Below are 23583 nucleotides of genomic sequence, written 5' to 3'. Positions count from 1 at the left end.
CATCGCGGCTGAGATCGCGCGGCCGCGACCACCTATCCACATCAGCTGGCCGGCCACAGGATGGCACGGGCAGTGCGATCAACACGCTTGAATCGCGATGCGAGAAGGACAAAAAAACATCATGGCCGCAGATATCACGACCAGCGACCCCCTGACGACCACCTACCGCTCGAGTCACGCCGAGCTCCAGGCCTGGGTCGACGAGGTCGCCGCACTCACCAAGCCCGACTCGATCACCTGGATCGAGGGCACCCCCGACGAGTGGACCCGCCTCACCGACGAGCTCGTCGACGCCGGCACCTTCGTCCGCCTGGACGAGACCAAGAAGCCCAACTCCTTCTGGTGCGCCTCCGACCCGACCGACGTCGCGCGCGTCGAGGACCGCACCTTCATCTGCAGCGTTGACGAGGCCGACTCCGGCCCCACCAACAACTGGATGGCGCCGACCGAGATGAAGCGCCTCATGACCGACCTGTACGACGGGTCGATGCGCGGCCGCACCATGTTCGTCATCCCGTTCGTCATGGGCCACCTCGACTCGGCGCACCCGATGTTCGGCGTCGAGATCACCGACTCCGCTTACGTCGTCGCGTCGATGACCGTGATGGCCCGCGTCGGCCGCGAGGTCCTCGACAAGATCGAGGCCACCACCGCCTCGTACGTCCCCGCGCTGCACTCCGTCGGCGCTCCGCTCGAGGCCGGCCAGGCGGACGTGCCGTGGCCGTGCAACGACACCAAGTACATCGTGCAGTTCCCCGAGGAGCGCATGATCTGGTCGTACGGGTCCGGCTACGGCGGCAACGCGCTGCTCGGCAAGAAGTGCTACTCGCTGCGCATCGCCTCGGTCATGGGTCGCGACGAGGGCTGGCTCGCCGAGCACATGCTGATCCTCAAGCTCACCTCGCCCGAGAACGAGGTCAAGTACATCGCGGCCGCCTTCCCGAGCGCGTGCGGCAAGACCAACCTCGCGATGGTCGAGCCCACGATCCCGGGCTGGAAGGTCGAGACCCTCGGCGACGACATCGCGTGGATGCGCATCGGCGCCGACGGCCGCCTCTACGCGGTCAACCCCGAGTTCGGGCTGTTCGGCGTCGCGCCGGGCACCGGCTGGGACACCAATGCCAACGCGATGCGCACCATCGCCAAGGGCAACTCGGTGTTCACCAACGTCGCGCTCACCGATGACGGCGACGTCTGGTGGGAGGGCATGACCGACGAGGCGCCCGCGCACCTCACCGACTGGAAGGGCCGCGACTGGACCCCCGAGTCCGACGAGCTCTCGTCGCACCCCAACAGCCGCTTCTGCACCCCGATCCGGCAGTGCCCGATCCTGGCGCCGGAGTACGACGACCCGAACGGCGTGCCGATCGACGCGATCCTCTTCGGCGGTCGCCGCAAGACGACCATCCCGCTGGTGACCGAGGCCCGCGACTGGACCCACGGCACCTTCATGGGCGCCACGCTGTCGTCCGAGACCACCGCTGCGGCGACCGGCGCGGTCGGCGTCGTCCGTCGCGACCCGATGGCCATGCTGCCGTTCATCGGCTACGACGCCGGTGACTACTTCAGCCACTGGATCTCGATGGCCAAGAACAACGACGAGTCGAAGTTCCCCAAGGTCTTCTACGTCAACTGGTTCCGTCGTGACGAGGACGGCGGCTTCCTCTGGCCGGGCTTCGGCGAGAACAGCCGCGTGCTCAAGTACGTCGTCGAGCGCATCGAGGGCAAGGTCGACGCCGTCGAGACGCCGATCGGTCTCGTGCCGGCGCCCGGCGCGCTCGACACCGACGGCCTGGACGTCAGCGACGAGCAGATGGCCAAGGCGCTCGCGGTCGACGTCGACGAGTGGAAGGCCGAGATCCCGCAGATCAACGAGTGGTTCGAGAAGTTCGGCGACAAGCTGCCGGCCGTGCTCTGGACCGAGCTCGACGGTCTGAAGGCTCGCCTGGAAGTCGCTGGTTGAGCCTGTCGAAACCCCCGCGCGACGCCCCGCCGCTCACGCAGCTGGCGGGGCGTCGTGCTGTCCCCGACCACCCCTACGACCCAGGTCTGACACGCCCTCGCCAGGACCACCCCGCAGACCGACGAACCACGGGCCGCACCGCCGTACGGTCGCGACGTGCTGATCACCGATCCCCTCTCACACCTGATCGCCGAGGCCTTCGCGGGCCTCCCGTCGCCGCTTTCGAACGCCCTCCTCCTTCTCCCGGACATCGGCCTCGTCGCGCTCGCGCTGCTCCTCGTGACGGCCTCGTACGGGCGTGGGCCGCGCCCGCTGGCGATCGGTATCGCCGCAGGGATCGGAGTCGTGGTCTCGTACGGGGCAAGCGAGGTGCTGAAGGTCCTCGTCCGCGACGAGCGTCCGTGCCGCACCCTGGACGTGCTCGCGACCTGCCCCGGCGCCGGAGACTGGGCGTGGCCGAGCAACCACGCGACGATCGCGGCAGGTCTCGCGACGGCGGTGGTGCTGGCGGTGCCGCAGTGGTGGCGGTACGCGATGCTCCTGGCCGGCGTGGTGGCGCTCGGACGGGTCGTCGTCGGAGTCCACGACATCGCCGACGTGGTCGCCGGAGCAGCGCTCGGGATCACCGTCACGGTCGTGGTCGCACGGCTCCTGGCCCACCGCGTCGCGACCCTGCTCGTACGGGGCCCGGCGGGGTGACGCAGAAGTCTTCGCTCGATGGCCGGGTAGTGATCGAGTACTGAGTCGGCATCGCGGGCTCAGGAGAGCATCGAGCTTCACCGAAAGCGCGGTTTCCGGGCTGAGGGGACGGTGCGCCTCGCTTCTCCCTCTCGCCAGGCGAGCGGTCCGGAAGGACCGGACTCGCCGAAGCGTCGAATCAGACAGATTTACGAGTGCAACGCCTACTGAGCCACGGGTTTCGCGATGGCGGGCCTCGTAGGTTCTGCCTGCCGGATGGTAACGGGGATCGTTTCGAGTTGGGGTTCGGCGGCGGCAATCGCCTGTTTCACGTCGTGGCTGATAGCGCTCCTTCTTAGGCGCGCGACTGCTGACTCGGTTACTTCGACGATCAGGCCGGAGCGGTCAGGCGTGCCTTCGGCACCAGGAGCGTGGATCGCAGCGTCGGCTGCCAGGTTGATCGCTTCCTGGCTGTAGGCAGCCGGCAGCGCGGTCACCGTGATGCCGTTGAGCCCTGAGCGCTCGAGCTTGCGCAATTCGTTGGGGACGGTTCCCTTCCAGCGCACCGTCGTGGTCATCGTCTGGAGATCGTTGCTGGCCCCGGCAAAGCCGGAGTACTTCTCGCGGAGCGCGTCCAAGGCGTCGTTGACGGACACAAACTTCTCCGTCGCGACTGGTCCGGCCACGTTCACCTCACTACCAGGATCTGCACTCTCTTCGGCGGCAAGCGTGGCTGCGGTGGCTGCGGTGGCTGCGGTGGCCACAACCGCTGTCGCTGCAACGGCGGCGAAAACGACGGGAACTCTGCGCGCAAGACGAGTCATGCCGATAACGATGCGCCCTGGAACCGTTGTGTTGCGAGGCGTTGTGCTACTCCGTGTAGGTCCAGACCTTGATGGTGTTGGTTGGTGTCGCGCTCTCCCCGACGAACCACTCTGTTTGGCCGTTGCCACACGCCCTGGAGTAGAAGGTCTTCGCCGCTAGCCTGGATTTTGACCACGGCGCATTTGCCGTCAGCCTTGGTGTCCTTCACCCACCCGTCGATGTTGGCGTAGCCGCCACTGCACCAGAGGGTGTAGTGCGACTGGGCGCCAGTGACGGAGACGTTCCGGGTGTTTCCGCACGTGTCTGCAGAAGCTGGCGACGCTCCGACCACACCGGCCGCTGCCACGAGCCCTGCTGTCGCAAGAACAGCCTTCACATGGTTCTTCATGGATCCCCCTGTATTGCTGGCCGTGTTGAATTGCTTGACAGCGTGGGTGGCGACACGCGTTGGCACAACGGCTTTCGATCAGGGTCAAAACCCGCAGACGCCGCCGAGTCCGGCTGAGGCAGCAACGGAAGCTCCAACTGCCGCGCTGAGCGTGAAAGAGGGCCGACCTACCCAACAATCGGCGCGCGCTCGCGCACCCTGTACATGCGGACGTCGTCGGTTGATGGACACGCCAAGCATCGAGGTGCGGAACCGTCGGCGAGCTCGAGATGCTTAGACGTTGGCGACGGCTGGTGAGGACTGGCTACGGCTTGCCCGGGTTGCCGCCGAGCAGCTATTCAACCCGAGACCCTTCCGGACGGTTGTGGCGCTCGGGTTTCGCATTTCTAGACGTCCTTGACGTCCTCCAGGAGCGGTTGGACGCGCCGCTTCCAGTCCTGGCCGCCCCATTGGAACGCCCACCCAATCGTGTCCACCCGAACCGACGGGGAGGCTTGGCCTCACCCCCCGGGCTCTGTGCTGAGCATCCTCCGCGGATTGGTCTGGTCGTTTGCCGCCGGTCGCACCTCGGTGGAAGGGGGGCAGCGGCAAGCCGGCCGCGTCGAACCTCGCGCGGGGGCAACTCCCTACCTGTCGCCTCGTCGAGGATCCGCACGTCGGCCCCGCCGAGGGGGACACCCAGGGACCCCGACGGGGCACGGCTGACGCTGGAGCGCAGGGGTCTTCCCTCTGTCGACAGAGCGACCTCACCACTGGCTCGAGCAGCGAGCGCAAGGAGGTTAGGTGAACAGTCAACTACCTGTCGGCGGCCGAAAGGCGTAAGGGACAATGGCGACATGGCCGACACCGCAGCTCCCTCGCTCATGCCCGCAGCATTCATCGGGCACGGCAACCCGATGAACGCCCTCGAGCGCAACCGCTACACCGAGGCCTGGCGCACGCTCGGCGAGTCCCTGCCGAAGCCGCGAGCGATCCTCGTCGTGTCGGCCCACTGGTACATCAACGCCACCGCGGTCACCGCGATGCGGGCGCCGCGGACCATCCACGACTTCTACGGGTTCCCTCGCGAGTTGTTCGAGGTGGAGTACCCCGCGCCGGGCATGCCGGAGCTGTACGAGGAGGTGTCCGACGCGGTGCACCCGACGTGGTGCGGCGAGGACAAGGACTCGTGGGGCATCGACCACGGGACCTGGTCCGTGCTCACCCACGTCTTCCCGGACGCCGACATCCCGGTCGTCCAGCTCAGCATCAACGCCGACAAGGGCCTCGACTACCACCTGGACCTCGGCCAGAAGCTCAACACGCTGCGCGCCGACGGCGTCCTCGTCCTCGGCAGCGGCAACGTCGTCCACAACCTCGGCGGGATGGACTGGGGACTCGCCGAGGAGGGGTACGACTGGGCGCACCGCTTCAACGAGTCGGCCAAGGAGCTGATGGCCGACGACCCGACCAACATCCCGACGCTCGACGCGCACTCGGACTACCGCCACGCGGTGCCGACACCGGACCACTTCCTGCCACTCCTCTATCTCGCCGGGATGGCCGATCAGTCCGGGCGCGGTGCGGAGGTGCTCGTCGACGGCTACACGTACGGGTCCCTGTCGATGACGGCGTTCACGCTCGACCTGGACTGCCCGGCGCCGGACGGCGACGTCGCTGCCGGTGAGCCCGCCACCCCTGACTCGCCGCCGGACGGCTCCAACATCTGACCGCTCGCACCCGCCTCGAGTCCGTCCTCGAGCTCGCGCGGGGTCATCTTCGGGATCGCGAGGGCGACCAGTCCCGCGACGAACACCACCGCTCCGAGGAACAGGAACCCTCCGACGTACGCGCCCTCGCGGGGCTCGCCGCCACGTCCGAGGTTGCCGGTCACGATCGTCGCCATGACGGCCGAGCCGACGGCGCCGCCGATCGTACGGATGTTGGCGTTCATCCCTGTCGCGACTCCGGTCTGCTCCGGCGGCACGGCGGCGACGACGAGGCTCGCCAGGCACGCGAAGACGGCGCCGACCCCGATGCCGAAGAGCCCGCTGGCGAGCGCCGTCTGCCACGGCTCGTGGTGGACCAGACCCATCGAGCCGAGTCCGACCGCACTCATGAAGCAGCCAACCACGACGACCGGCTTCGGACCGCGGATGCGCGCGAGGGGCGCGGAGACCAGTCCCATCAGGAAGACGCCGAGTGCCGAGGGGAGCATCAGCAGGCCCGACTCGGAGATCGTCGCGCCGAAACCGTATCCGGCGACGTCGGGATCGGTCTGCAGCAGCCGCGGGGTGAACGCGAACGACGCGTACATGCCGACGCCGATGAGGAACGCGACGAGGTTCGCGGTCCACACCGCAGGCAGACGCATCATCCGCAGGTCGATGAACGGCACGCGCGCCCGACTCTCGACCAGCACCCATCCGACGAACAGGGCGAGCGCCGCGACCAGGAGGCTGAGCACGAGCGGCGACGCCCATCCGGCCCGCGACCCTTCGCTGATGCCGACGAGCAGCGCCGTCAGCCATCCGGCGAACAGGAGCGTCGGGATCATCGGGATGCGCCCCGGCGTCCGTACGGGCGACTCCGGGACGAGCAGCCACGCCGCGACGGCCGCCGCACCGGTCACGATCGCTGGCAGCCAGAACAGCCACGCGTAGCCGAGCGTGCCCACCAGCGGGCCCGCCACGACCGTCCCGAACCCGCCGCCGGCGCCCATGAGCGCGGACACGAAGCTGATCGCTCCGGCGATCTTGGGCTCGGGGAACTCGTCGCGGATGATCCCGAACGCGAGCGGCACCACGCCGCCGCCGACGCCCTGGACGACCCGGGCGGCGATCATCACAGCCACGTTCGGCGCGAGCGCCGCGATCACGGAGCCGACGGCGAGCAGCCCGAGCGCGTACACGAGCACGCGCTCCTTGCCGGTTGCGTCCCCGAGGCGTCCGGCCAGCGGCGTGAAGATGGACGCGGAGACGAGGTACGCGGTGACGACCCAGGTGACCGTCGTCGGGTTCGTGCCGAGCTCGTCCTGGATACGCGGGAGAACCGGGATGGTCATCGACTGCACGAGCGCGAACGAGGCGACGCCGACGCACAGGACGGCGAGTGTGACTCGATAGTGCGTGCGTCGCGCTGTCGAGATCACCGGGGCCCCCTGTCATGGCGGCCACGTCGGCAGTGACCAGTTCCGCATAGCAACTAACCACACGGGATCCGGCTTCATTCCGCGAGGGGCGTCTCAGAGCGAAAGGCTCAACCGTCGGCCACGGGGTCGCGCGAGATGGGGCACGACATGCAACGCGGCCCGCCGCGCCCGGTCCCGAGCTCCGAGCCGGGGATCCGGATGACCTCGATCCCGGCCGCCTCCATCCGCGCGTTCGTCTCGACGTTGCGCTCGTACGCCACAGCGAGCCGCGGCGCGATCGCGAGGGTGTTGTTGCCGTCGTCCCACTGCTCCCGCTCGGCGGTCACGGCGTCGAGGCCGGTGTCGATGACGCGCAGCCGGTCGATCTGCAGCGCCTTCGCGGCCGCCTCGAGGAACGGCGCCGGCCCGTCGATGGCCAGGTCGGTCCCGTGGCCGTCGGTGACCGCGTACGCCTGGAGCGTGTCGGCGACCGCCGGATACATGACGACCGCGTCGACGTCGACCATCGTCACGACCGTGTCGAGGTGCATCGTCGCGCGGTCCTGCGCGATCGGGACGGCGAGCACAGTGGTCGCCAGGTCGTGCGCGAAGCACTGGCGTGCGATCCGCTCGAACCCCGCCGGCGTCGTACGCTCGCCGACGCCGACGGCGATGACCCCGTCACCGAGGACGAGGACATCACCGCCCTCGAGGTGCTCGAGGTGCGGGCCGTGCACGCGCGGCACGTGCGAGAACCGCGGGTGGTGCTCGTAGACGAGCTGCGTCAGGTGCGACTCGCGCTCGCGGGCCGGCATCGCGAAGCTCGTCAGCGCCACCTCGTCGCGCAGCCACACCGACGAGTCACGGGTGAAGAGCAGGTTCGGGAGCGGGTCCACGAGGAAGTCGTCGGGCTGCAGCAGCGTCGTCACCACGCTCCGTACGCCGTCGAGCTCATCGTTGCGCAGCCCCGCGGTCAGCACCTCGGCGAGCCCGTCGGGGTCGAGCGCGGAGAACGCGGCGGAGAGATACTCAGAGACCGTGTCGCCCAGACGCAGGTCACCCGTCAGGTCGGCCACCGCGGTCGCGTGCGCCGCCGGATGCTGCAGCGTCTCGACGAGGAGATCACGCAGATAGAGCACCTCGACGCCCCGGTCGGCGAGCGCCGCCGCGAACACATCGTGCTCCGCGACCGCCTTTCCGACCCATGGGAGCCCGTCGAAGAGCAGGGAGTCGTTGTTGCGCGGGGTGAGGCGTTTGAGCTCGGGCCCCGGCCGGTGGAGCATGACCGTACGAAGCCGTCCGACCTCGCTGGCAACTCCGGGGGAGATGACACCGTTGTCCATCCACTCACCTTAGGGTCATGCGGCCTAGGGTGAGGATCGTGGCTCTCGCGATCTCGATCCTCGCCCTCGTCGCGGCCGCGGGGGCGCTTCTCGTCTCGGCGACCGCCGCGTCGCGCGCACCCAAGCGCGGCCGGTCCGGCCGTACGGTCGACCACCTGCCGCGCGACACCGCTGCCCTGCGGCGAGAGGTGGCTGCGCTGGCCGACGCGCAGGCGCAGACCTTCCGGCACCTGGCGGTCGTCCGGTACGACGCCTTCGGTGACACCGGCGGCGCGCTCTCGTGGACGCTCGCGCTGGTCGACGACTCAGGATCCGGCGTCGTCCTCACGTCGATCCACGGCCGCAACGAGACCCGGACGTACGCCAAGAGCGTCACCGCGTGGAGCAGCGAGCAGACCCTGACCCCGGAGGAGGAGCGGGCGCTGTCCGAGGCCCGCCACCGCTGACGCCTGGCGCACTTTCCGTTGGGCCCAACGGAAAGTGCGTCCCCCACCGGAACATTCCGGTGGGGCGAGACCTTTCCGTTGGGCCCAACGGAAAGTACGGATCGGCGACCCGGTCGGCTACCTCGAGCGCGCGGACCTGGAGGCCGTCGAGGAGGCGCTCGCGCTGTATCTCGGCCTGTGACCTCGCCGTCGCTCCCACGCGTCGCACGCGAGCAGGACCGCTCCGGCGAGCGCGAACCCGGCGATGATGTCGATGACGTAGTGCTCGCCGTAGTAGACCAGCGCGAACGACATCGCGAGCGGATACGCTAGGAGCAGCCACCGCCACGAGGAGCGCAGCCGCTGGATCCCGTAGAACGCGATCAGCGCCGCGAGTCCGGCATGCAGCGACGGCATCGCGGCGACGGGGTTGCCGACGTTCGCGAGCGCGAGGTGGAACCCGCCGAGCCCCAGCGTCGACCACCCTCGACCGGTGAGCCGTGCGACCTCCTCTGAGAGGTAGCCGTCCTGGCTCGCCATCCACGGCGGCGCCATCGGATACAGGATGTAGACGACCAACGCACCGAAGCTGATCGCGAGGTAGCGCCGCATCCACTGCATCCACTCGCGGCGACTCACCATCCACAGGACCACGGCGATCGTCAGCCCGGCGACGAAGTGCGTGAAGTAGACCGTCGTCAGCATGATGTCGTACCAGTGCGGCGGAGAGGCGTACGAGCACGGCTGGTCGCAGAGCCAGTCCTGGAGGAGGTGCGAGGGCGTCGTGCCTCCGCCGAGCCACTCGTCGAACACGATCGGCTCCGTGACGTGCACGGGCAGCGCGAACAGCTCGTCGGCGAGCCCGCGGCTGTAGAGATAGACGAGCAGGAACGCGACCGGCCCCCACCAGTCCTTGAGGAAGCCGAGATGGGCCTGCCAGCCGGCCCCGGTGTTCCACGCGATCGTCAGGACCCACAGCCACGCGACGATCTGCACGACGTCGGTCGGTAGCCCGACGAACACCAGCCAGAGCACGAACGCGCCGGCGAACATGACCATCGCGGCCGCACGGCGCTGCCACGAGGCCGTCGACTCGTCCACACCGCCCCCAATGATCTCGCGCGCCGTCTTCCTACCGTAGGACGGCACGGTGTCACGCGCGACGTGATGAGTCTCGTCCGGGGTGTCGTTCGTGGCTCGGCTCACGCGGGCTTGGGAGCGTCCACGGCGAGCTTGATGCCCACCATCCCGAGGAGGCTGCCGCTGATCCGGCGCTGCCACGCCATCCACGACGGGCGGCTCGCGAGGAACGCGGCGATGCCTCCGGCGACCACGATCAGCGACGCGTTGACCAGGGCGCTGACGGTGATCTGGATGCTGCCGAGGACGAACCCCTGGACCACCACGTCGCCGCGCGAGAGGTCGACGAACTGCGGGATCAGCGACACGTACATGATCGCGGCCTTGGGGTTGAGCAGGTTGGTCGTCAGGCCCATCGTGAACAGCCGCCGGTGCGAGTCGCGCGGGAGGTCGCGTGCCTCGAACGCGGAGAGCCCGCCGGGCCGCAGGGTCTTCCACGCGAGCCAGAAGAGGTACGCGGCGCCCGCGACCTTGAGCGCCACGTACAGCCATGGCACGACCACGAACACCGCGGCCAGCCCGACGTTGGCCATCACCATGTAGACCGCGAACCCGACCATCGTCCCGAGCAGCGACACGAGTCCCGCCGCCGGTCCCTGGCTGATGCTGCGCGAGACGAGATAGATCATGTTCGGCCCGGGTGTGAGCACCATGCCGAGCGCCACGAGCGCGATGCCGAGGGCGGCGGTGGTCTCGATCATGCGGGCTCCTCGATGGCGGACAGGGATCTCGTACGAGAGTGCCACGCCGGGTCCCGGCGCGGCACTCCCATTAGGCGATCTTGCGGCGGTACGTGGCCATCGCCCCGACGTACGCCACGACCAGGAGCCCGACGCACCACGCGAGCGCGATCCACACGTCGTTGCCGACGGGCTGCTCGGCGAACAGCGCCCGGATGGAGTTCACGATCGGCGTGACCGGCTGGTTCTCCGCGAACCACTGCACCGGGCCCGGCATGCTGTCGGTGGGGACGAACGCCGAGCTGATGAACGGCAGGAAGATCAGCGGGTACGAGAACCCGCTCGCGCCGTCGATCGTCTTCGCCGTCAGGCCCGGGATGACGGCGAGCCACGTCAGCGCGAGCGTGAACAGGAGGAGCATCCCGAAGACCGCGAGCCAGTCGAGCACGCTCGCGCTCGTACGGAAGCCCATGGCGAACGCGACGGCGATGACGACCACGACGGAGATCATGTTGGCGACGAGCGAGGTCAGCACGTGCGCCCAGAGCACCGACGAGCGGGCGATCGGCATGGACTGGAAACGCTCGAAGATGCCGGCCTGCAGGTCGGTGAAGAGCCGGTACGCGGTGTAGGCGATGCCCGAGGCGATCGTCATGAGCAGGATCCCGGGCAGCAGGTAGTTCACGTACGAGTCCGAGTCCTGGCCGGTCTCGATCGCGCCCCCGAACACGAAGACGAACAGCAGCATCATCGCGAGCGGGGTGACGACGGTGGTGATGATCGTGTCCGGGCTGCGCGAGATGTGGCGCAGGGATCGTCCGGTCAGCGTGGCGGTGTCGGGGAGGAAGTGCGCGGTGGCGGTCATCGGTTGTCCTTGGAGTTCGTGCCGATGACCGCGAGGAAGATCTCCTCGAGGGTCGGCTGCTTCTCGACGTACTCGATCTCGGCGGGCGGCAGCAGCTGCTTGAGCTCGGCGAGGGTGCCGTTGGCGATGATCCGACCCTCGTGGAGGATCGCGATCCGGTCGGCGAGCTGCTCGGCCTCGTCGAGGTACTGCGTGGTGAGCAGCACCGTCGTCCCCTGGCCGGCGAGCCCCTTGACGGTGTCCCAGACCTCGAGGCGCGACTGCGGGTCGAGCCCGGTGGTCGGCTCGTCCAGGAAGATCACTGGCGGGTTGCCGATGAGGCTCATCGCGATGTCGAGCCGGCGGCGCATGCCTCCGGAGTACGTCGACACCTTGCGCCCGCCGGCGTCGGTGAGCGAGAAGCGGGCGAGCAGGTCGTCTGCGATCGCGCCCGGGTCCTTGAGGTGGCGCAACTTGGCGACGAGGACGAGGTTCTCCCGGCCGCTGAGGATCTCGTCGACCGCGGCGAACTGGCCGGTGAGGCTGAATGACTCGCGGACGTCCGCCGCTTGCGTCGCGACGTCGTACCCCTCGACAGTCGCCGTCCCCGCGTCGGCCTTGAGCAGCGTCGACAGGATCTTCACGAGCGTGGTCTTGCCGGCGCCGTTGGAGCCGAGCAGCGCGAAGATGCTGCCCCGCGCGACGTCGAAGTCGACGCCACGCAGGACGTGAAGCTCGTCGAACGACTTCTCCATCCCGCGGATCGTGATCGCGGGGGTCTGTGTGGTGCTCACGCGTCCCCCTGCTCGCTGGCAGCGTCGTCGATCGCCTTGTTCAGGCGGGCGCGCTCCTTGTCGATCCACTGCTTGCCGGTGTAGGCCGCGGCGAAGGTCTCGGCGAACCCCACCGGGTCGTCGCCGACGATCGCGCGCACCGATGTCTCGTCGGCAGCGGCACGCTCCCAGAGGTCGGCGAAGTCGCCGAACATCGTCATGAAGGTGTCACCGTCGGTGAGGCCCGAGCTGTACATGAGGTAGCGCTCGAGCGCCTTCGCTGCCTGGTCGTACGGCTCGGGGAGGGCCTCGACGCGGGCCTTGTACTGGCGGAACTGCTTCTTCTGCTCGAGCGATCCGGTCAGGGTCTCGATCCACTTGGCGGCCATCTCAGCGCACCCCTTCTGTCGTGTCTGTGTTGTCGGTGTTGTCCGTGTTGGTGTGGAGCTGCTCGATCCGTTCGACGAGGAAGCTCCAGGTCGTCCAAAACTCGTCGAGGTGCATCTGTCCCTGAGCGTTCAGGGAGTAGACCTTGCGCGGCGGGCCCTTCTCGGACGGGACCTTCTCCACGTCGACGAGGCCGCGCTGCTCGATGCGGACCAGCAGGGCGTAGACCGTGCCCTCGGCGATCTCCGAGAAGCCCTGGTCGCGCAACCACGCGGTGATCTCGTACCCGTACGCGGGTCGCCGGGTGAGGATCGCGAGGACGATCCCCTCCAACGTGCCCTTGAGCATCTCGGTCATCTGCTTGCCCATGGAGGCCACCTCCTTTCACTACTCTGCGTCATTGACTACCAGTACATAGTAACGCTGAATAGTGCCCGCGCAAGGGGTTTCTCGCGGCAGTTTTCGCGACCTGAAACGTTGCACCGTTCGGTTCAGTGTTGTGCTATGGTGAACCACATGGTTCAGCAAAATGGTTTGGACGACGCGTTCGCCGCTGTCGCCGATCCAACCCGGCGGCAGGTCCTCGTACGACTCACCGAGGGGCCTGCCGCCGTGAGCGAGTTGGCCGCTCCGTTCGCGATGTCGGTGACCGGCATGGCCAAGCACGTCCGCGTGCTCGAGGACGCGGGGCTCGTTGTCACCGAGAAGGTCGGCCGTACGCGGCTGTGCCGGCTCGGCGAGGAGCGGCTGGAGGATGCCATGGCCTGGATCAGCTTCTATCAGAGGCTGTGGGAGCGACGGCTCGACGGCATGGAGGCCTACTTCACGCTGGGCCTCGGCAAGGACGACAAGGGGGAGACGGCATGAGCGAGAGCGAGAGCACGAGCACGAACGAGGGGCTGGCGCTGAAGGTGTCGCGCTGGCTGCCCGCGACGCCGGAGGAGGCGTTTGACGCCTACACCGACGCCGAGAAGCAGAAGACCTGGTTCAGCATCCTCGACGAGGAGCCGGGCATCGTCGAGATCGAGGTCGACCTCCGCGTCGGCGGCACGCAGACTGCGGTCTGGGGGCCGAGCCGCGACCAGCTGTTCCGCGAGGTGCAGACCTTCCTCGAGATCGATCGCCCGTACCGTCTCGTGACCGAGTCGACCGGATCCGATCCGAGCGGGTCGACGATGACGTCCCGCGTCGAGGTCACGTTCGAGCCCGACGGCGACGGCACGCTGATGACCGCGGTCCAGACGGGCCTGCCCACGCCAGAGGTCCGCGACTTCTTCACCGGCGAGGTCTGGAGGGGCGCGTTCGACCGGATCGAGGCGTTCCTGCGGACGCCAGAGGCGCGGCTGCCCTGACCGCCGCGGGAGCGGTGGTCAAAGTGAGCCGCAGTTCACGATCTCGGCATCACGACCGGCAGCCGTCACCGCTTCACGGAGAGGACGTCGCGGGCCTGCTCGGCGGCGCGGGCGATGCTCTCGCCGACGAAGTCGAGGAAGCGGGCGACGTTCTCGAGGCGGGTGGCGGCCGGGGTCTCCGGACCCAGAACACCGACCCCCTCTCTCGCGACCGTGATGACCTGAGCGAGGGACTCGACGCTCGCCATCATCGACTGGTACCAGATGTCGTCATCGACGACATAGCGTTCGCGACGACCGTCGCCGGGTTCGCGGCGGACCAAACCTTGACTCTCGAGGAACGCGATCGCCTTGGAGATCGACGCCGGACTGACCTGCAGGCGCTCGACGAGCTCGGACGCAGTGAGGCTGCCTGAGTCGGTGGTGTAGAGACAGGCCTGGACCCGCGCCATCATCTTGGGCGTGCCCGCCGCCATCAGGACGGTGGTGAGGGTCTCTTCGAAGTCGCGTACAGCCTCGGCGTCGCGCCCGTGGGCCTGCGGGAACGCCGCCGCCTCGCCGGATGCCGGCTTCTTGCGCCGCTGGGTGCGGCGTTGGGTCGCCCGCTGCGCGAGGTCGGGGCGATAGGCGGTGGGCCCGCCGTTGCGCATCACCTCTCGCGTGATCGTCGACGTCGGTCGGTCCAGACGCCGACCGATCTCGGCATAGGCGAGGCCGTCGGCCAACCCCAACGCGATCTGCTGACGCTCCTGCGGGGTGAGTCTGCCTCCCGGCATCGCGATCTCCTTCGTCGAGCGACACATGTCGTCACTTCCGTACCGGAACCATAGCGTTCATCGGCAGAACATTGCAACGTTGATAACGCGGCGTTGCATTTCGCTTGAGACTCATTGCAACCATTTCATGCCTGTGACCTGGGAGGACTCGGTTTCAGTGCAACTTGGTTGTTGCCAGTTTCAGAAAAGCAACGTAGCGTTTCACTTGTCAGAAACACCGACCACAGACAGCAAACACACAGGAGCTCACCATGAAGACCTTCGCCACCACCGCCCCGATCACCGCCGTCGTCGACATCCCCGCCGGCCGCATCCAGCTCATCGCCACCGACCGCGCCGACGCCAAGGTCGAGGTCCGCCCGTCAGACGCCTCGAAGAGCCGCGACGTGAAGGCCGCGGAGCAGACCACGGTCGACTACGTCGACGGAGTCCTTCGGATCAACGCCCCTGCCCCGAAGAACCAGATCCTCGGCAGCTCCGGTTCCGTCGAGGTGACGGTCCAGCTGCCCGTCGGCTCCCGCGTCGAGGCCAAGGCGGCCAGCGCCGAGCTGCGTGGCGTGGGACGGCTCGGCGACGTGGAGTTCGACGGTGCGGCGGGCTCGATCAAGCTCGACGAGACCGCGGGCGTCCGCCTGACGCTCCAGGCAGGCGACGTCTCGGTCGGCCGCCTGGGCGGAGCCGCTGAGATCAGCACCGTCAAGGGCGACATCAGCGTCGCTGAGGCAACCCGCGGTGCGCTCGTGCTCCGCACCGAGGCCGGAAACGTGTCCGTCACCGCCGCGGCCGGCGTCTCGGCCACGCTCGACGCCGGCACTGCCTACGGCCGGATCACCAACACGCTCATGAACGCCGACGGTCCCGACGCCGCCGTGAGCATCCACGCCACCACGTCGTACGGCGACGTCGTCGCTCGCAGCATCTGACCCGTACCTCCGAACCCGCAGCCTCTGCAGGAGAACCCCTCATGAGCACTCCCACCGTCCACTCCCATCCGGCCATCGCCGCGTACGGGCTGCGCAAGTCGTACGGCGACAAGGTCGTGCTCGACGGCATCGACCTGGCCGTCGCGGAAGGAACGATCTTCTCCCTGCTCGGCCCGAACGGCGCCGGCAAGACCACCGTGGTCAAGATCCTCTCGACCCTCATCTGTGCCGGCGACGGTTCCGGTGAGATCCGCATCGGGGGCCACGACCTCACCGCCGACCCTCAGGCGGTCCGCGCCGCGATCGGCGTCACGGGGCAGTTCTCCGCCGTCGACGGGTTGATCACCGGCGAGGAGAACATGCTCCTCATGGCGGACCTGCACCACCTGTCCAAGCAGGACGGTCGCCGTACCGCGGCTGAGCTGCTGGAGCGCTTCGACCTGCTCGACGCCGCGAAGAAGCCGGCCTCCACCTACTCCGGCGGCATGAGGCGCCGTCTCGACATCGCGATGACCCTGGTGGGCGGCCCGCGGATCATCTTCCTGGACGAGCCGACCACGGGCCTCGACCCGCGCAGCCGACACAACATGTGGCAGATCATCCGTGAGCTCGTCTCCGACGGCGTCACGATCTTCCTCACCACGCAGTACCTCGAGGAGGCCGACGAGCTCGCCGACCGCATCGCCGTGCTCAACGACGGCAAGATCGTCGCCGAGGGGACTGCCGCCGAGCTCAAGCGGCTCATCCCGGGCGGGCACATACGGCTGCGCTTCACCGACCCTGCCGCGTACCGGAGCGCCACCGTCGCGCTCCACGACTCGACCCATGACGACGACTCGCTGTCACTGCAGATCCCGAGCGGCGGAAGTCAGTACGAGCTTCGCTCGATCCTCGACCGCCTCGACTCGGCCGGGATCGCCGCCGACGAGCTGACCATCCACACCCCCGACCTCGACGACGTCTTCTTCGCCCTTACCCAGCCCAAGGAGGCTGTCCGATGAGCTCCCTCTCCCTCGCCGTACGCGACTCGTCCACGATGCTGCGCCGCAACCTCCTCCATGCTCGGCGCTATCCGTCCCTCACCCTGAACCTGCTGCTCACCCCGGTCATGCTGCTGCTGCTCTTCGTGTTCGTCTTCGGCGACGTGATGGGCGCGGGCATCGGCGGCCAGGACCGCGCCGACTACATCGCGTACGTCGTCCCCGGCATCTTGCTGATGACCATCGGCAGCACCGTGATCGGCACTGCGGTGTCGGTCTCGACGGACATGACCGAGGGCATCGTCGCCCGCTTCCGTACGATGGCAATCCACCGCGGATCCGTCCTTTTCGGACACGTCGTCGGCAGCGTCCTGCAGTCGATCATGAGTGTGGTCCTGGTCGCCGCCATCGCCGTGGCCCTCGGCTTCCGGTCGACCGACGCCGGCGTGGGCGAATGGCTGGCAGCGCTCGGGCTGCTCGTGCTCTTCGCCACGGCGCTCACCTGGATCGCCGTCGGCATGGGCATCGGCAGCCCGAGCGCCGAGGCTGCCAGCAACAACGCGATGCCGCTGATCCTCCTGCCGCTCCTGTCCAGCGCGTTCGTCCCCCTCGACGCGATGCCCGGCTGGTTTCGTCCGATCGCCGAGTATCAGCCCTTCACCCCCGCGATCGAGACCCTGCGCGGTCTGCTCCTCGGCGGCGAGATCGGCAACAGCGGATGGCTTGCGATGGGCTGGTGCCTGGGGCTCGCACTGCTCGGCTACGTCTGGTCGATGGCGCAGTTCAATCGCGACCCGCAGTAGTTCCTGCGGGAGGAGACCGTATCGAGATTCCCTCACCGCCCGCCGCGCACGTCCTCCGCGATCGCCCCAGCCAGCCCCACGAACTGGTGGCCGCCCGCAGGGTGCGCGACCGTGCGCGCCGAGGGCATCCGTACGGCGTTCAGCGCCAGATGCTCGTACGGCACCACCTCGTCGTCACGACAGTGGTGCAGCGAGACACGCATCCGCGGCTCCGGCCCGTCGTACACGTACTGCGCGACGTCCCACCCGTCCGGACTCCAGTCCGGCATCGCGAGCAGCAAGGCTCTCGTCGGCGCCCACCCATCCTCGGGAAGCACCCACTGCAGGATGGTCGCCCCGAACGAGTGACCGATGACGACGTCGTCGGCACTGAGCCCGGCCAGCCGCTCCCTGAGGGGGCCGGCCCACGCCTCCACAGACATGTCCTCGTCGGGCAGCTGCGGGTAATCCACGGGAGCACGAACCACGTCGCTCAACGCGTCGGCCATCCCCCGGTCCTCGAGGTAGCCGCCCGCGCCGTGGACGAAGAGAACCCCCATCGCCCCACAGTAGGACGTGGAGCGATGTCGAGAAGCCGACCTCGGCTCCGCTCTCCTCCTGTACACACCCGCAACGAAGGGACGAAACAATGAATGACCTCATCGGTATCGCGCGGTTCGACTTCCGCGACGGCGACGTCGAGGAGTTCAAGCGCCTGTCCGAGCAGGCCATGGAGATCGTCCGGGCCAAGGAACCCGGCACCCTCGAGTACAGCGTCTACTTCAACGCCGACGAGACCGAGGCGATCGTCATCGAGCGCTACCGCGACTCCGAGGCCCTCCTGGCGCACTCGGCGAACCTCGCCCACCTCATGGAGCCGGTGATCGCGACGGGCTCGGTGCACGGCGAGCTCCTCGGCGACCCGAACGCCGAGATCCGTGGGAACCTGAGCGACGAGGGTCCCGTCCAGCTGTTCACGCCGTTCCTGACGATGTGAGTCGCAGACGCCCCGACCGTCGCCCACGAAATGGCGTTGACGGCGGCCGGGCCAGGGATCGATGGTGTCGCGGTGATGATCCGACGTGAGGTACCCGCCGACATCGAGGCCGTACGCATGGTGACCGCTGCGGCGTTCCGTACCGCCGAGCACAGCGCACCGCCCGTAGAGCCCGGAGGTGATCCGGGCGAGGCGACGCTGATCTCGTGGCTACGTGACGATGCCGGATGGATTCCGGAGCTGTCCCTCGTGGCTGTCGAGGGCGACCAGGTCGTGGGCCACGTCATCGCCACGCGAGCCGGGGTCGATGGCCGTCCAGCTCTGGGCCTCGGGCCCCTCAGCGTTCTCCCGCGCCTGCAGCGCACGGGTGTCGGCTCAGCGCTCATGCACGCCGTGCTCGGAGGCGCCGACGCACTCGCCGAGTCGGTGGTGGGACTGCTCGGCGAGCCTGCCTATTACCGCCGTTTCGGCTTCGTCCCCGCAGCGTCGCTCGACATCGTCGCCCCAGAGCCTGCATGGGGCGACTACTTCCAGGTCCGCACCCTCACCTCGTACGCCGGGCTCGCCGGCCACTTCCGCTACGCCAGACCCTTCGACAGGATAAGCGAATAACCTTTCACACTTGCCCTCTTGATTAAAGTTTAGATACTCTTCCTTTAATCGAGGGCCGAGCGATGAAAGGATATTCCACAGTGGCTGGCTGGTCCGAAGGGCAGTGGCAACCCACTGTCGTCGAGGGCGTTCCGCGTCGCGACCGGCGTACCGGCGCCTACCTGCGCTATATACCCGACCCGCTCGAGGCGCGCCCGCTCACTCTGGACTCGAGACTCGCGCGCACGATCGCTGACGCCGAACGTGCCGTTCGCGCTCTCAACGCCCCCGGCGCCGAGAGCCTGGCCTCGATCGCCCGGTTCCTGCTTCGGTCCGAGGCGATCGCCAGCTCCCGGATCGAGGGCGTCACACCGTCCGCGAAGCAGGTTGCCCTGGCCGAGCTCGGCCGAAGCGAGCATGTCCGCGGCGTGAGCGAGCAGGCACAGCTGGTCGCGAACAACATGACCGTCGTCCGGGAGGCCACGTCTGCCCTCGTCGACGCGAAAGAGGTGACCGTCGACGACATCATCGAGCTGCATCGCGCCCTGATGCCCGAGAACGAGCATCACCATGGCCTGCGCACCGTGCAGAACTGGATCGGCGGCTCGGACTGGCATCCGATCGACGCCGAATTCGTTCCGCCACCAGCCGAGCTCGTGAGCGACCTCATGTCTGACCTGGTCGATGACATGAACGGAGCGGCGCACTCACCCCTCGTGCAGGCCGCACTCGTGCACGCGCAGTTCGAGACGATCCACCCGTTCACCGACGGAAACGGTCGCGTGGGACGCGCTTTGATCCATACCGTTCTCGCCCGTCGCGGGCTGATGACGACCGCGATCCTCCCGATCAGCCTGGTCCTCTCCACATGGCGGGATCGATATGTCGCGGGCCTGGTCGCGTACCGGTACGACGGTGACCCCGCAGAGGCCGGGTCGATCGCTGGCGTGAGGGCCTGGATCTCGACGTTCGTCGAAGCCGCGGAGTCGGCAGCGGCCCAGTCCGCCGATCTCGCTGAGCAGGTCGAGGCACTCCGTGCCGCATGGACCGCGAGGGTCGCCTCCCATCGCGAGTCGATCGGCCGCCGAGCGACCCCGCGGGCCGACTCGGCTAGCGCACGGCTCCTGCGCCTCTTGCCCGAGGCGCCGGTGGTGACCGCGTCGACGCTCCAGCGGATCCTCGACGTCTCCTTCCCTGCGGCCAGTACTGCGCTCGACGAGCTGCGTCAGGCCGGCGTGGTGACCACGTTCACGATCGAGCGCAACGCGACGGCCTACCTCGCGACCGAGGTCCTCGATCTGATCACCGTCGCCGAACGTCGCCTGGCGAGCACCAAGGCAGACACCAGGACGTCGCCACCGAACCGGCCTGTCCCGGCACGAGCGCACCGCCGATCCTGAGTCCCTCAGGGCGGGCCGCGTCAGTTCGTCGACTCCGCCCAACCGTCGGCCACGAAGCGCGCAGCGTCGCTCGGCCGCTGGCCGTTGACCAGCACGCCGCCGCGATCCACCGCGAGCACACCGTCCACGTAGACGCCCCGCCCACGAGACGGCGTCGCGCGCAGGCCGGTGTAGGTCCACCGCACGTGCGTCGCACCCGCGGGGAGGGCAGCACCGGCCTTCAGCCACTTGCGACCTTCGAACCCGGAGAACGTGCCGTCGGTCGACCACCGCGCACCGCCCCCCGCCAGGTCGAGCGGCACCAGCTGCCACGTCGTCCCGCCGTCGACGGAGGCCTCGAGCCGCCCCACGTCGTACCCCTCCTCCGTGTCGTACCAGAGCCGGAACGACAGCCACGCCGCCTCCGACGCCGTACGGGACAGCGGCGCGGTGAGCGTGTGCGTCGTCGCGCTCGGCCGACCGGCGAACCACGCCGTACGTCCCACCGCCGGCCGTACGGGGAGGGCTCGGCCGAGGTTGCGGGCGACCGACTGCCGCGCGCCGTTGTTCGAGCCCCACGCGCGGTTGGGGTGGACGCGGTTGGTGAGCAGGACGGCGAGCGAGCCGGACAGCGGGTCCATGACGAGCGACGTGCCGGTGAAGCCGGTGTGGCCGAACGTCACGGGCGAGTCGACCGAGGCCATGTAGTACGGCTGGTTGAGCTCGAACCCGAGCCCCCGGCGGGACGTGATCGCGGGCGGGATGCCGACGTTCTGGTCGGTGATGGCCTCGCGGACGATGTCCTCGGAGAGGATGCGCTCCTTGCCGTACCGGCCGCCGTTGAGCAGCATCTGGCCGAAGATCGCGAGGTCGCCCGCGGTCGAGAACAGGCCGGCGTGGCCGGCGACGCCGCCCAGCGACCAGGCGTTCTCGTCGTGCACCTGGCCATGGACCATGCCACGACCGATCGACGACATGTCCTCGGTGGCCGCGATGCGGTGCCGCAGCGACGCGGGCGGGTTGAACATGGTGTCGGTCATGCCCAGCGGCTCGGTGACGCGCTCGGCCACGAGCTGGTCGAGGGTCTGGCCGGTGACGCGCTCGGCGAGCTTGCCGAGGGTGATCAGGCCGAGGTCGGAGTAGACGTACGCCGTGCCCGGAGGAGTCACGAGGGTCTGGGCGTAGACAGCGGCGATGCGCGCCTCCGGCGTCGGGTAGGCCGAGTAGAGGTTGATCCAGCTCCGCAGACCCGAGGTGTGCGTCAGCAGGTGCTTGACCGTGACCGCGCCCTTGCCGTTCTGGGCGAACTCGGGGAGGTAGTCGGCCACCGGGGTGTCGAGGCCGACCACGCCCTGATCCACCAGCTGCAGCGTGACGACGACGGTGAACAGCTTCGTGACCGACGCGAGGTCGAAGAGCGTGTCCTCGGTCATCGGGATCTGCTGGTCCTCGGGCAGCTCGGTGCCGTCGGCGCGTGCGTACCGCACCGCGTCGCCCACCGCGCCGTGCTCGACGACGACGCCGTCCTTGGCGACGAGCGCGACCGCCCCGGCGTACATGGGGTAGGTCGGGTTCTCGGGCGTGGTCTGCAGGTACGAGGCGAGGTCGGGCATGATCCGCGCGATGTGCTCGGGGAGCAGGCCTGCGCGCTCCGGCGTCCCGGCGCGCAAGGTGCGATGTGGGGAGAAGCGGACGTCCTCACCGGTCACGGTCGGCGGTCCGGTCTGGTGTCCTGGTGGGTCGACCGCTCCTGCCGGCGCGGCGAACGCTCCGACCACGACCGCCGCGGCCACTGCCACGATCCCGCTCGTACGACGCATGGGTCCCCTCCGTCCTACGGTCGCCGGCCTCGCATCTGGTGATAGATGAGGTACTTCTTGCGCTTCTTCCGGAACTCGGCGAGATCGTCCTGCCAGCCGGCGACGATCTCGTCGACGTCCCCGCCGGCGTCGATGACGAGCCGGGCACGGTCGGTGCCGGTGAGCTTGTCGAGCCAGAACGAGGTGACGTCCTGGGTGCGCCAGCGGTAGTCGGGGAACTCCTGGCGCTGCGTGATGATCATCGCGAGGCCGGTGGTGATCGCGTCGAAGGCGTCTCGGTCCTCGACGTACACCTGCACGCCGCCGCAGACCTTGTTGACCTGCTTGGAGATCGTCGGGGTGAAGTACGCCTCGCGGAAGCGCACGCCGGGGAGATTGCGAGCGTTGAGCGCCTCCGCCCAGCGGTGGTCGATGTTCGGTGCGCCGATCAGCTCGAACGGGCGGGTCGTGCCGCGGCCCTCAGAGAGTGCGGTGGCTTCGAACAGCGCCGTACCGGGGTAGACGATCGCCGTGTCCACCGTCGGCATGTTGGGCGACGGCAGCACCCAAGGGAGCCCGGTCTCGTCGAACCACATGTCGCGGAACCAGTTCCTCATCGGCACGACCGTGAGATCGACCTGCTTGCCGATCGCGGCGGGCAGGAACTCCCCGTTGAACAGCTGCGCCAGCTCGCCGACCGTCATGCCGTGCTGCTGGCTGATCGGCTTCAGCCCGACGAAGGTGGAGTGCTCCGGGTGAAGGACGGGCCCCTCGGCCTGGACGCCGGTGATCGGGTTGGGGCGGTCGAGGACGACGAACCGCAGGTCGAGCTCGGCGGCCGCCTCCATCGCGAGGTACATCGTCCAGATGTAGGTGTAGAAGCGCGCGCCGACGTCCTGGATGTCGAAGACGACGGTGTCGATGCCGGCTGCCGCGAACTGGTCGGACATCCGGGCGGCGTCGTTGTAGGCGTTGTAGACGGGCAGTCCGGTCTTGGCGTCGATGAAGAACTCTTGGCCCTGGCCGGCCTGAGATACGCCACGGAACCCGTGCTCCGGGCCGAACACGGCGACGATGTCGACGTCGGGGCTGGCCGCAAGGACGTCGACCTCGTGGGTGAGGTCGCGCAGGATGCCGGTCGGGTTGGAGATCATCCCGACGCGCTGGCCGCGGAGCTCGCGGAAGCCGGCGGCAGCGAGGGTTTCGAAGCCGGTACGGACCTTGGGGCCGTTGGTGGTGTTGCCTGGGCTGGCTGCGGCTGTGGCGGCGGCCCTGCCGCCGAGGACCGGCACGCTGGCCACGCCGAGCATGCCTGCCAGTACATCCCTACGTCGCATGGTTTCTCTCCCGGTCGGTGGGTGGTGAGGAAACGTTTCGTATGACGAGGATCTAGGCGGAACGAACTTCGCAATTGGCGCGACGGTAGTAGGCAGGGCAGGAGCAGGTCAA

At 68.4% G+C, this 23583-nt stretch carries 24 protein-coding genes and 1 pseudogene; 12 read left to right on the top strand and 13 right to left on the bottom strand.

Translation table 11 applies throughout. The features are described from left to right. The first annotated feature begins 121 nt into the window (after positions 1-121). Together ACFSDF_RS02025 and ACFSDF_RS02020 are read left to right on the top strand one after the other, a co-directional pair. Positions 122-1963 (top strand): phosphoenolpyruvate carboxykinase (GTP), encoded by a 1842-nt coding sequence (locus tag ACFSDF_RS02025; protein WP_167001066.1) that lies wholly within the window; start codon positions 122-124, stop codon positions 1961-1963. Positions 1964-2119: 156 nt separating this feature from the next. After that, positions 2120-2662, top strand: coding sequence for a phosphatase PAP2 family protein (locus ACFSDF_RS02020; RefSeq protein ID WP_377155921.1), 543 nt, complete (start codon positions 2120-2122; stop codon positions 2660-2662). A gap of 203 nt (positions 2663-2865) precedes the next feature. On the opposite strand, the gene ACFSDF_RS02015 is transcribed toward ACFSDF_RS02020, so the two are convergent. After that, the gene (locus ACFSDF_RS02015; protein WP_377155919.1) at positions 2866-3465 is read right to left on the bottom strand and encodes a hypothetical protein; all 600 of its coding nucleotides are present in this window, start codon (positions 3463-3465) and stop codon (positions 2866-2868) included. 658 nt (positions 3466-4123) lie between these two features. Here ACFSDF_RS02015 and ygiD point away from each other — a divergent pair. Then, positions 4124-5407: pseudogene (gene ygiD / locus ACFSDF_RS20375) on the top strand (4,5-DOPA-extradiol-dioxygenase); the annotation flags it as partial. 29 nt (positions 5408-5436) lie between these two features. Here ygiD and ACFSDF_RS02005 read toward each other — a convergent pair. Both ACFSDF_RS02005 and ACFSDF_RS02000 read right to left on the bottom strand, forming a co-directional pair. Further along, positions 5437-6984: an MFS transporter gene (locus ACFSDF_RS02005; RefSeq protein ID WP_465264186.1), complete on the bottom strand. Its 1548-nt coding sequence runs from the start codon at positions 6982-6984 to the stop codon at positions 5437-5439. 107 nt (positions 6985-7091) lie between these two features. Next, positions 7092-8306: an arginine deiminase gene (locus ACFSDF_RS02000; RefSeq protein ID WP_377155917.1), complete on the bottom strand. Its 1215-nt coding sequence runs from the start codon at positions 8304-8306 to the stop codon at positions 7092-7094. Positions 8307-8344: 38 nt separating this feature from the next. Here ACFSDF_RS02000 and ACFSDF_RS01995 point away from each other — a divergent pair, with 38 nt between their 5' ends. Then, a complete protein-coding gene (locus tag ACFSDF_RS01995; protein ID WP_243842848.1) occupies positions 8345-8752 on the top strand; it encodes a DUF4446 family protein in 408 nt (135 codons plus the stop codon). 117 nt (positions 8753-8869) lie between these two features. Here ACFSDF_RS01995 and ACFSDF_RS01990 read toward each other — a convergent pair whose 3' ends face one another. From ACFSDF_RS01990 to ACFSDF_RS01965, 6 genes are all read right to left on the bottom strand, one after another. Next, positions 8870-9832 (bottom strand): phosphatase PAP2 family protein, encoded by a 963-nt coding sequence (locus ACFSDF_RS01990; protein WP_377155915.1) that lies wholly within the window; start codon positions 9830-9832, stop codon positions 8870-8872. Positions 9833-9933: 101 nt separating this feature from the next. Then, positions 9934-10572, bottom strand: a complete 639-nt coding sequence (locus ACFSDF_RS01985) for a LysE family translocator (RefSeq protein WP_167001053.1) — start codon at positions 10570-10572, stop codon at positions 9934-9936. A 70-nt stretch (positions 10573-10642) separates the two neighbouring features. Continuing rightward, complete coding sequence (locus ACFSDF_RS01980; protein ID WP_167001051.1) at positions 10643-11416, bottom strand: ABC transporter permease; 774 nt, start codon at positions 11414-11416, stop codon at positions 10643-10645. Further along, positions 11413-12150: an ABC transporter ATP-binding protein gene (locus ACFSDF_RS01975; protein ID WP_167002223.1), complete on the bottom strand. Its 738-nt coding sequence runs from the start codon at positions 12148-12150 to the stop codon at positions 11413-11415. The genes ACFSDF_RS01980 and ACFSDF_RS01975 overlap by 4 nt, the downstream gene beginning before the upstream one ends. 35 nt (positions 12151-12185) lie before the next feature. Continuing rightward, positions 12186-12557 carry a DUF1048 domain-containing protein gene (locus tag ACFSDF_RS01970; RefSeq protein ID WP_377155912.1) on the bottom strand — a complete coding sequence of 124 codons (372 nt, stop codon included), beginning with the start codon at positions 12555-12557 and terminating at the stop codon, positions 12186-12188. A 1-nt stretch (position 12558) separates the two neighbouring features. Next, positions 12559-12924 (bottom strand): PadR family transcriptional regulator, encoded by a 366-nt coding sequence (locus tag ACFSDF_RS01965; protein ID WP_377155910.1) that lies wholly within the window; start codon positions 12922-12924, stop codon positions 12559-12561. A 147-nt stretch (positions 12925-13071) separates the two neighbouring features. Between ACFSDF_RS01965 and ACFSDF_RS01960 the strand changes: the two genes are divergently transcribed. After that, positions 13072-13422: an ArsR/SmtB family transcription factor gene (locus tag ACFSDF_RS01960; RefSeq protein WP_167001044.1), complete on the top strand. Its 351-nt coding sequence runs from the start codon at positions 13072-13074 to the stop codon at positions 13420-13422. Next, the gene (locus ACFSDF_RS01955) at positions 13419-13907 is read left to right on the top strand and encodes an SRPBCC family protein (protein WP_167001042.1); all 489 of its coding nucleotides are present in this window, start codon (positions 13419-13421) and stop codon (positions 13905-13907) included. Before ACFSDF_RS01960 ends, ACFSDF_RS01955 begins: the two co-directional genes overlap by 4 nt. 65 nt (positions 13908-13972) lie before the next feature. Here the strand turns inward: ACFSDF_RS01955 and ACFSDF_RS01950 are convergent, their stop codons facing one another. Further along, on the bottom strand, positions 13973-14683 hold the full coding sequence (locus ACFSDF_RS01950; RefSeq protein ID WP_167001040.1) for a GbsR/MarR family transcriptional regulator: 711 nt from the start codon (positions 14681-14683) through the stop codon (positions 13973-13975). A gap of 251 nt (positions 14684-14934) precedes the next feature. On the opposite strand from ACFSDF_RS01950, the gene ACFSDF_RS01945 reads away from it, so the two are divergent. From ACFSDF_RS01945 to ACFSDF_RS01935, 3 genes are read left to right on the top strand one after another with little or no spacing between them, the layout of a single operon-like run. Further along, positions 14935-15606 carry a DUF4097 family beta strand repeat-containing protein gene (locus ACFSDF_RS01945; protein WP_167001038.1) on the top strand — a complete coding sequence of 224 codons (672 nt, stop codon included), beginning with the start codon at positions 14935-14937 and terminating at the stop codon, positions 15604-15606. Between the two features lie 41 nt (positions 15607-15647). Beyond that, positions 15648-16607 carry an ATP-binding cassette domain-containing protein gene (locus tag ACFSDF_RS01940; protein ID WP_167001036.1) on the top strand — a complete coding sequence of 320 codons (960 nt, stop codon included), beginning with the start codon at positions 15648-15650 and terminating at the stop codon, positions 16605-16607. Next, entirely contained in the window at positions 16604-17389 is a 786-nt protein-coding gene (locus tag ACFSDF_RS01935) for an ABC transporter permease (protein WP_167001034.1), read from the top strand. The genes ACFSDF_RS01940 and ACFSDF_RS01935 overlap by 4 nt, the downstream gene beginning before the upstream one ends. 32 nt (positions 17390-17421) lie before the next feature. Here ACFSDF_RS01935 and ACFSDF_RS01930 read toward each other — a convergent pair whose 3' ends face one another. Beyond that, complete coding sequence (locus tag ACFSDF_RS01930; RefSeq protein ID WP_167001032.1) at positions 17422-17928, bottom strand: alpha/beta fold hydrolase; 507 nt, start codon at positions 17926-17928, stop codon at positions 17422-17424. Positions 17929-18017: 89 nt separating this feature from the next. Here ACFSDF_RS01930 and ACFSDF_RS01925 point away from each other — a divergent pair, with 89 nt between their 5' ends. The 3 genes from ACFSDF_RS01925 (at position 18018) to ACFSDF_RS01915 (ending at position 20356) form a co-directional block, all read left to right on the top strand. Beyond that, the gene (locus tag ACFSDF_RS01925; protein ID WP_208322223.1) at positions 18018-18365 is read left to right on the top strand and encodes a putative quinol monooxygenase; all 348 of its coding nucleotides are present in this window, start codon (positions 18018-18020) and stop codon (positions 18363-18365) included. Between the two features lie 75 nt (positions 18366-18440). Continuing rightward, positions 18441-18977, top strand: coding sequence for a GNAT family N-acetyltransferase (locus tag ACFSDF_RS01920; RefSeq protein ID WP_377155906.1), 537 nt, complete (start codon positions 18441-18443; stop codon positions 18975-18977). 80 nt (positions 18978-19057) lie between these two features. Then, complete coding sequence (locus ACFSDF_RS01915; RefSeq protein ID WP_167249430.1) at positions 19058-20356, top strand: Fic family protein; 1299 nt, start codon at positions 19058-19060, stop codon at positions 20354-20356. A gap of 20 nt (positions 20357-20376) precedes the next feature. On the opposite strand, the gene ACFSDF_RS01910 is transcribed toward ACFSDF_RS01915, so the two are convergent. Beyond that, a complete protein-coding gene (locus tag ACFSDF_RS01910; RefSeq protein ID WP_377155904.1) occupies positions 20377-22155 on the bottom strand; it encodes a serine hydrolase in 1779 nt (592 codons plus the stop codon). A 14-nt stretch (positions 22156-22169) separates the two neighbouring features. Then, positions 22170-23471 carry an exo-beta-N-acetylmuramidase NamZ family protein gene (locus ACFSDF_RS01905; protein ID WP_377155902.1) on the bottom strand — a complete coding sequence of 434 codons (1302 nt, stop codon included), beginning with the start codon at positions 23469-23471 and terminating at the stop codon, positions 22170-22172. Positions 23472-23583 lie beyond the last annotated feature (112 nt).

Source organism: Mumia zhuanghuii, from assembly GCF_042681565.1.
Lineage (GTDB): Bacteria > Actinomycetota > Actinomycetes > Propionibacteriales > Nocardioidaceae > Mumia.
The sequence above is the reverse complement of the archived record's forward strand: the minus strand, read 5'-3'. Positions and strand labels throughout refer to the sequence as shown.

What these genes read in the sequence shown, in the direction of transcription:
- ACFSDF_RS01920 (WP_377155906.1), top strand. Translation starts at nt 18,441, where the DNA reads ATGATCCGACGTGAGGTACCCGCCGACATCGAGGCCGTACGCATGGTG.
- ACFSDF_RS01965 (WP_377155910.1), bottom strand. Translation starts at nt 12,924, where the DNA reads ATGGGCAAGCAGATGACCGAGATGCTCAAGGGCACGTTGGAGGGGATC.
- ACFSDF_RS01945 (WP_167001038.1), top strand. Translation starts at nt 14,935, where the DNA reads ATGAAGACCTTCGCCACCACCGCCCCGATCACCGCCGTCGTCGACATC.
- ACFSDF_RS02000 (WP_377155917.1), bottom strand. Translation starts at nt 8,306, where the DNA reads ATGGACAACGGTGTCATCTCCCCCGGAGTTGCCAGCGAGGTCGGACGG.
- ACFSDF_RS01975 (WP_167002223.1), bottom strand. Translation starts at nt 12,150, where the DNA reads ATGGAGAAGTCGTTCGACGAGCTTCACGTCCTGCGTGGCGTCGACTTC.
- ACFSDF_RS01980 (WP_167001051.1), bottom strand. Translation starts at nt 11,416, where the DNA reads ATGACCGCCACCGCGCACTTCCTCCCCGACACCGCCACGCTGACCGGA.
- ACFSDF_RS01930 (WP_167001032.1), bottom strand. Translation starts at nt 17,928, where the DNA reads ATGGGGGTTCTCTTCGTCCACGGCGCGGGCGGCTACCTCGAGGACCGG.
- ACFSDF_RS01905 (WP_377155902.1), bottom strand. Translation starts at nt 23,471, where the DNA reads ATGCGACGTAGGGATGTACTGGCAGGCATGCTCGGCGTGGCCAGCGTG.
- ACFSDF_RS02015 (WP_377155919.1), bottom strand. Translation starts at nt 3,465, where the DNA reads ATGACTCGTCTTGCGCGCAGAGTTCCCGTCGTTTTCGCCGCCGTTGCA.
- ACFSDF_RS01960 (WP_167001044.1), top strand. Translation starts at nt 13,072, where the DNA reads ATGGTTCAGCAAAATGGTTTGGACGACGCGTTCGCCGCTGTCGCCGAT.
- ACFSDF_RS01955 (WP_167001042.1), top strand. Translation starts at nt 13,419, where the DNA reads ATGAGCGAGAGCGAGAGCACGAGCACGAACGAGGGGCTGGCGCTGAAG.
- ACFSDF_RS01940 (WP_167001036.1), top strand. Translation starts at nt 15,648, where the DNA reads ATGAGCACTCCCACCGTCCACTCCCATCCGGCCATCGCCGCGTACGGG.
- ACFSDF_RS01925 (WP_208322223.1), top strand. Translation starts at nt 18,018, where the DNA reads ATGAATGACCTCATCGGTATCGCGCGGTTCGACTTCCGCGACGGCGAC.
- ACFSDF_RS01985 (WP_167001053.1), bottom strand. Translation starts at nt 10,572, where the DNA reads ATGATCGAGACCACCGCCGCCCTCGGCATCGCGCTCGTGGCGCTCGGC.
- ACFSDF_RS02025 (WP_167001066.1), top strand. Translation starts at nt 122, where the DNA reads ATGGCCGCAGATATCACGACCAGCGACCCCCTGACGACCACCTACCGC.
- ACFSDF_RS01950 (WP_167001040.1), bottom strand. Translation starts at nt 14,683, where the DNA reads ATGCCGGGAGGCAGACTCACCCCGCAGGAGCGTCAGCAGATCGCGTTG.
- ACFSDF_RS01970 (WP_377155912.1), bottom strand. Translation starts at nt 12,557, where the DNA reads ATGGCCGCCAAGTGGATCGAGACCCTGACCGGATCGCTCGAGCAGAAG.
- ACFSDF_RS01935 (WP_167001034.1), top strand. Translation starts at nt 16,604, where the DNA reads ATGAGCTCCCTCTCCCTCGCCGTACGCGACTCGTCCACGATGCTGCGC.
- ACFSDF_RS01910 (WP_377155904.1), bottom strand. Translation starts at nt 22,155, where the DNA reads ATGCGTCGTACGAGCGGGATCGTGGCAGTGGCCGCGGCGGTCGTGGTC.